The sequence below is a fragment of the Mesorhizobium sp. M7A.F.Ca.US.008.03.1.1 genome, from assembly GCF_003997495.1.
GTDB lineage: Bacteria > Pseudomonadota > Alphaproteobacteria > Rhizobiales > Rhizobiaceae > Mesorhizobium.
This window is the reverse complement of sequence record NZ_RZRU01000008.1, coordinates 41401-47894: the sequence shown is the minus strand read 5'-3', so window position 1 is coordinate 47894 and position 6494 is coordinate 41401. Positions and strand designations below refer to the sequence as shown.

The 6494-nt window shown below is 62.8% G+C and carries 7 protein-coding genes and 1 riboswitch; of the genes, 2 read left to right on the top strand and 5 right to left on the bottom strand.

Going from position 1 to position 6494, the window contains the following annotated elements:
- Window positions 1–45 precede the first annotated feature (45 nt).
- The 3 genes from EOA16_RS12935 to EOA16_RS12925 all read right to left on the bottom strand — a co-directional run bounded on the left by EOA16_RS12935 (window position 46) and on the right by EOA16_RS12925 (window position 2522).
- Window positions 46–831, bottom strand: coding sequence for a CbtA family protein (locus EOA16_RS12935; RefSeq protein ID WP_127258447.1), 786 nt, complete (start codon window positions 829–831; stop codon window positions 46–48).
- Window positions 832–846: 15 nt separating this feature from the next.
- Window positions 847–1026 carry a CbtB domain-containing protein gene (locus EOA16_RS12930; RefSeq protein WP_013531117.1) on the bottom strand — a complete coding sequence of 60 codons (180 nt, stop codon included), beginning with the start codon at window positions 1024–1026 and terminating at the stop codon, window positions 847–849.
- A gap of 35 nt (window positions 1027–1061) precedes the next feature.
- Window positions 1062–1257: riboswitch (cobalamin riboswitch) on the bottom strand.
- 65 nt (window positions 1258–1322) lie between these two features.
- The gene (locus tag EOA16_RS12925) at window positions 1323–2522 is read right to left on the bottom strand and encodes an MFS transporter (RefSeq protein ID WP_127258445.1); all 1200 of its coding nucleotides are present in this window, start codon (window positions 2520–2522) and stop codon (window positions 1323–1325) included.
- Window positions 2523–2745: 223 nt separating this feature from the next.
- Between EOA16_RS12925 and EOA16_RS12920 the strand changes: the two genes are divergently transcribed.
- Window positions 2746–3744, top strand: a complete 999-nt coding sequence (locus EOA16_RS12920; RefSeq protein WP_127258443.1) for a DUF1624 domain-containing protein — start codon at window positions 2746–2748, stop codon at window positions 3742–3744.
- Complete coding sequence (locus EOA16_RS12915) at window positions 3741–4217, top strand: isoprenylcysteine carboxylmethyltransferase family protein (protein ID WP_127258441.1); 477 nt, start codon at window positions 3741–3743, stop codon at window positions 4215–4217. Before EOA16_RS12920 ends, EOA16_RS12915 begins: the two co-directional genes overlap by 4 nt.
- A gap of 75 nt (window positions 4218–4292) precedes the next feature.
- Here EOA16_RS12915 and EOA16_RS12910 read toward each other — a convergent pair whose 3' ends face one another.
- Together EOA16_RS12910 and mgtE are read right to left on the bottom strand one after the other, a co-directional pair.
- Window positions 4293–4679, bottom strand: coding sequence for a MerR family DNA-binding transcriptional regulator (locus tag EOA16_RS12910; protein ID WP_023685221.1), 387 nt, complete (start codon window positions 4677–4679; stop codon window positions 4293–4295).
- Window positions 4680–4835: 156 nt separating this feature from the next.
- Window positions 4836–6254 (bottom strand): magnesium transporter, encoded by a 1419-nt coding sequence (mgtE, locus tag EOA16_RS12905; RefSeq protein ID WP_127258439.1) that lies wholly within the window; start codon window positions 6252–6254, stop codon window positions 4836–4838.
- Between the last annotated feature and the right edge of the window lie 240 nt (window positions 6255–6494).

The window sequence follows — 6494 nt, the reverse complement described above, 5'->3', positions numbered from 1 at the left end:
GGGGCGGCCCACGGCCCGCCGATGAGGAAGGTCAGTGTCTTGCGATCAGGCAAAGCTGTCGCGCAGGCTGGTCGCGGTGCCGGTGAAGCGGCCGCGCACCATACCGACGACCGCGCCGAGCACCAGCCAGAACACCAGATTGGTCACGGTCACCGCCACCACGAACTGGTGATGCAGCCCTTCCGGAATCGCCGTCTCGTAACTGTCGGGCTGCGGTGCACCGACAACATGCGGTGCGACGATCAGCAGGACGGCAAGGATCGCCAGCGGCAGCGACTTGCGGAACGCGATCAGGCCGAGACCGGCAGCGGTTGCCGCCACCGTTGCCCACCACCAGATCTGGCGCTGGGTGAGATCGGCGGCCGGCATGGCCGGCAGTTCCGGCGGCAGGCCGAGGCCCGGCGCCAGCGTGAACACGGCAAAGCCGGCCAGACCCCAGAACACGCCCTGGCGCCAACCACCGATGCCGCCAGCGAATTCGGAAACCGCGACCAGGATCAGCGCGAAGCCGATGCCGGTGACGATGTTGGCAAGCACGCTGAAGGCGAAACGCTCGAAACCGTCTGCCGGCGCCCAGCCTTCGTCTGCCGGAGCGGCTTGCGCCGCAGCCGGGGCAGCAGAGCTCATGGCATCTCCCGCCGGAGCAGTTGTGCTCATCGCATTGCTATCCGTTGCGGCATGGTCATGGTGATGCCCGCCGCCCGCCTGTTCGTAGACTTCCGCCTTTAGGATCAGCGGCACGGTGGCATAGGCCTGCAGGCAGGCGAGAACGACGCCGGCCACGAGCCCTGCGATCGCCGCGATGAACACGACGTTGCGAAACAGGTTCATGATGTCAAATCCTCGTCAGTGGCAGGGAAACGCCATCGAATGGCGATAGTCGTGAGCCGCATTGTGGACCGCATCGATATGCGAGAAGCCGACAAAGCCCATCACGAAAATGCCGAGCAGCGCGGCAAGCGCGAGCTGCATGAAGCGCGACTGCGAGGAGACGGAGGCGCCGAGGGAGACGGAAGCGGTAGTCATATCTTGTCCTTTCGCCCTCCACCCGAGGGCATCGAAGTCAGTTTCCTGTCGCCGGCAGGTCTCCTGACTCGCGGATCAGCGTCCTTCCCCACCTTCCCGAAGAAAAATCTTCAGTGGCATATGGAGAGGACTACCGCACACAGTTGCGGGGGCAGCCACGGCATTGGGCGAATTCGCCCTCACCGCATTCCCTCTTGGCTCCAAAATGGAACCGGCGACACCGGCGACTATAGGCAGAATCCTCGCCTCCGGCAAACCAAATTCCGCCGGCGACCATTGCGAATGCGCCATGAAGGTCAAAGCGATTTCGGCAGATAGCGCCACGTCACAAAGCCGCAGACCGCCGCCAGCAGGCCGAGCGTGACGAACACCGAGCCCAGGCCGAAGAAGGCCAGCACCACCGAACAGACCAGCGGCGGCGTCAGCTCGGAAAAGTCGAGATAGGTGCGGTAGACCGCCGCCATCTGCGATCTTTCATAGGAGCGTACCGAGCGCATGAAGGCGGTCGAGCCGAGTGCGTCGAGCGCAATGGTGAAGAAGGCGCCGCAGAGCAGGAAGGCGCCGGTAAGCAGCGGCACGGTTTCGCCGACGAAACCCGCCGCAAGCAGCGCGGACGACATGGCGAAATAGGCGAATGTCATGGTCCTGCGGCCGCCAAAGCGCTTTCCTGCCTTGCCCCAGAAAATCGCCATGAACAAAAGCGCGTTGCCGGCCGAAACCAGCAGGCCGCCGGCCAGCTTGCCCTCACCCGTAATGACCATGAACAGCGGCCCATAGACAAAGAACGTCGTCCAGAAACAGGAGCGCCCAAAGGCGATCAGCCAGGCCAGCCTCAGCCTGGGCTGCGCGACGAAGCGGCCGATATTGGCGAGCGGGTTGACTGGTCGCGTCTTGCCCGGGCGGATCGACGGGTTGTCGCCGAGCCGGTAGGTCCAGAACAGTGCCAGCAGGGCTAACGCGAACACCGCGACCGCACCATGCGCGGCATAGACGCCGAAGCGCGTGTAGAGGAAGATGCCTAGCGTCGGCCCGCCGGTCCAGGCCAGCATCGACCACGCCATGCGCAGCGATTCGGCCTGCATGAAGTCGGTCTTGCGGATGTGGTCCATGATGTAGAGGTTGAGCGTGATCGACAGCGCGCTGGCGCCCATCACCCGGCACAGCATGCCGGCCAGTTGCCCGGCAAGCGTGTCGGTGACGAAGAACAGCGAGCCGATGGCCAGCAGGCAGGCGCCTGATGTGTAGACCCAGCGGCGGGCAAAGCGGCGGATCAGCATCGGCATGAACAATGTCACCGACAGGCCGAGCATCGCCACCACGGTGTAGAGGATCGAGACGATCTGCTCGTTGTGCAGGATCTCATAGGCCTGGATCGGGATGACGCTCGACACCGTGGCGCGAGCAAAGGATTCAACCGCATAGAGCGAGGCGAAGGTGCGCGCGTCCGCGGCCTTGAGGGCCGGTAACCAGATCGGATGGCGCACATGGGTGGACATTGCTTTCCCCGAAGCAGATTCACCGGGTCAAATCTGCAGTGGCGACCCCAGCGCCAACAAGAGGAAACCGACGTGCATCCGGCAAAAGCGAAGCCGGCCAAAGGCTTCCCGGCACTGGCCCAATGCCGCGGCTGATCCGGCGTAATCGGCAGAGTTGCCGGTCTTCTTTTGTCCGGGGCAACCGTGATAGTCCTCCAGCGGGGCTGAATCAGAATGCGAGACCATGAGCATCCAAACGCCGACCGCACCCGTTCAGGATCGACCAAAGCGCATCGTCGCCATCGACATCGTGCGCGGCATCGCGCTGATCGCCATGGCAAGCTACCATTTCACCTGGGATCTGGAGTTCTTCGGCTACACCGATCCCGGCCTGACTGCCTTCGGCTGGTGGAAGATCTACGCGCGCTGCATAGCCTCGACCTTCCTGTTCCTGGTTGGCGTCAGCCTGTACCTCGCCCATGGCCGACAAATCCGCTGGAACGGCTTCTGGAAGCGGTTTGCCATGGTCGCCGGAGCCGCGATCGCGATTTCGGTCGTCACCCGCATCGCCACCCCGGACGGCTTCATCTTCTTCGGCATCTTGCACGAGATCGCGCTGGCCAGCCTGCTCGGCCTCGCTTTCCTGCGCCTGCCGGCGCTGCTGACGCTTGTCGTCGCCGCGCTCGTCATCGCCGCTCCCGTCTATCTGCGCCTCGAGGCCTTCAATCACCCATGGCTGTGGTGGGTCGGTCTGTCGGCGAACAATCCGCGCTCCAACGACTACGTTCCGCTGTTTCCATGGTTCGGCGCCGTGCTTGCGGGCATCGCGGTGACGAAACTCGCCGCAGGTGCCGGCCTGCTTGCCCGGCTTGCCAATCTGGCGCCCGGCCGCTTGGCCAACCCGCTGGTATTCATCGGCCGGCACAGCCTGGCCTTCTATTTGATCCACCAGCCGCTGCTGATCGGCTGCGTCTGGCTGTTCTCGCAGATCATGCCGGCGCAGGTCGAAACCCCGCAGGTGAATTTTCTGAAAACCTGCCACCTGTCCTGCGAGCAGTCGCGCGACACCGAGTTCTGTACAAGCTACTGTGTCTGCATGCTCGATACGCTTGAGGGCGAGGCCACGCTTGATAGGCTCTACAACAACGACCAGACTGCGGAATGGAAGGCACATTTGTCCGATCTCGCCGGCATGTGCACCGCCAAGACCGACAGCAAGTTGATGGAGGAAGGGGTTAAATGACCGAGAACCAGCCGAAGCCGGGGCTCATACCGTGGCCGCCGCTGATCTACATCGCCGCCATAGCCATCAGCATCGCGCTGGGCCTGCTCTATCCTCTGCCCTGGATCGGTGACCTGCTGGGCGATATTCTGTTCGCGGCCGGCTGGGTGGCACTGTTTGCGGTCGCCGCACTCTGGTTCACCGCGATCCGCACCATGATCCGAGCCAAGACCACGCTGAACCCGAACGCTGTGCCCGATCACCTGGTCACCACGGGTCCCTTCGGCGTCACCCGCAATCCGATGTATCTGGCCAACACTCTGCTGTTGATCGGCGTCGCCTTTGTCTCGGGCATCGTGTGGTTCCTGCCACTGGCGTTCATCGCCGCCTATGCCACGCAGAAGGTGGCGATCGAAGGCGAGGAAAAGGTGCTGACAGCAAAATTCGGCAAGAAATACCGCGATTACGCAAAACGCGTGCGGCGCTGGATTTGAGCTGGAACTTCTTCGTCATCCACGGGCGGAGCAAGGAGCGCAGCGACGCAGCGCAGACCCCAGGATGACGAAGGCTCAGGTGTTCACGCCAAGCTCAACCAGCCGCTCGACGCAGGACTCCTCGGCTTGGTCGAGTTCAGCCAGCGTCTCCTCGAGGTCGCGGCGTTTCTGCCGGAGATCCTCGCGCTTTTCCTCAATGCGCTTGATCATCAGGTTGAGCTGGCCGACTTCGCCGGGCGGCTCCTTGTACATCTGGATGATTTCGCGGATCTCGTTGATCGAGAAGCCAAGCCTTTTGCCGCGCATGATCTGGCGGATGAGGTGCCGGTCGGAGGGGCGAAACAGCCGCGTGCGGCCACGCCGCACAGGCTGCACCAGCCCTTCGTCCTCGTAAAAGCGCAGCGTCCGCGTCGACACGTCGAACTCGCGGGTCAACTCGGTGATCGAATAATATTCTCGCATTGCCACTCCCGCACGCCGAAACCCCAGGGCGATCGCCATGCCGGCGTCACCCTTCTGTCCCGAACCAAAACCCATGCCATGCCGGAATCGACATGGCGCCCCGCGCAAGCCTCGCACGGCATTTACGTAAAAGTCAATTGAGCCAAAGGTGTGCCTTCAGGGTACGCCGAACCACCACGTGGCAATGCCGAGAAACGCAAAGAAGCCGACGACGTCGGTGACCGTGGTGACGAAGACCGCCGAAGCGACCGCCGGATCGACCTTGAAACGATCGAGCAGCAGCGGAATCAGAATGCCGGCCAGGGCGGCCACGAACATGTTGATGATCATCGCCGCCGCGATGATGCCGCCCAGATTGGGGTCACGGAACCAGGCTGCCGCAACGATGCCGATCAGGATGGCGAAGACGATCCCGTTGATGAAGCCGACACCCATCTCGCGGCGAATGATGCGGCCGGCATTGTAGATGTCGAGATCCCTGGTTGCCAACGCCCGCACGGTGACGGTCATGGTTTGCGAGCCGGCATTGCCGCCCATGCCGGCGACGATCGGCATGAGCACCGCCAGTGCCACGATATGTTCGATCGTGCGGTCGAACAGGCTGATCACCGACGCCGCCAGGAACGCGGTCAGAAGATTGATCAGCAACCACGGAACGCGTGAGCGCGAGGTCGAAAAGATGCTGTCGGAAAGCTCTTCGTCGCCGACGCCGCCCATGCGCATCAGATCTTCCTCGGCCTCCTGCTGGATGACGTCGACGACATCGTCGATGGTCAGAATGCCGACCAGCCGTTCGTTCTCGTCCACGACCGCGGCCGACAGAAGATCGTACTGCTCGAATTCCCGCGCCGCCTCTTCCTGGTCCATGGTGGCCGGAATGGCGTGCCGCGTCTCGTGCATCACTTCCTCGACCTTGACCGAACGCTTGGTGCGCAGGATCTGGTCGAGGTCGATGGCGCCGAGCAGCTTGAAGGTCGGGTCGATGACGAAGATCTGGCTGAAGCGCTCGGGAAGGTTGTTGTCCTCGCGCATATAGTCGATGGTCTGGCCGATCGTCCAGAACGGCGGAACCGCGACGAACTCGGTCTGCATGCGGCGGCCGGCCGTCTCTTCGGGATAATCAAGCGAGCGGCGCAGCCTGATCCGCTCGGTGAACGGCAGTTGCGACAGGATCTCGTCCTGGTCTTCCTGATCGAGATCCTCGAGAATGTAGACGGCGTCGTCGGAATCGAGCTCCTGCACCGCCTGCGCGATCTGCGCATTGGGCAGATTGTCGACGATCTCCATACGGATCGCCTCGTCCACCTCCGTCAGCGAGGAGAAGTCGAAATCGGCGCCCAGGAGTTCGACCAGCGCGCGGCGCTGTTCGGGATGCAGTGCCTCGAGCAGGTCGCCGAGTTCCGACTGGTGCAGGTCGTCGACTTCATGCTTGAGGGTCAGCGTGTCGCGGTCGGCGATCGCCGCGCCAATCCGCGCCAGGAAGGACGAAAGCACAGCGCCGTCCTCGCCATAGATGTCGGCGTGGTTGTCCTCGGCGGCCCTGGCGCCGGTCGTCCGTTCGTGCTCGCCTTCCACCAGCGCCTCCCGCCACAAGAATCCCGGAAAAGGTGCAAATCAGGTCTAGAGCATCGGACCCAAGGGGGAAACCGGTTTTGGGATAATCCGCTGCTCAAAAAGAAAGTGGCGTAAAGTGCGGGAATATCAAACGAAATGCGCCCGGCCCGCAGCGGGGGCAGACCGGTACAAATCGGATTCTGGAAAGAGAATGGTGCGGTCGAGAAGAGTGCCACTCTGAGGCTATGCAACAAACTTACA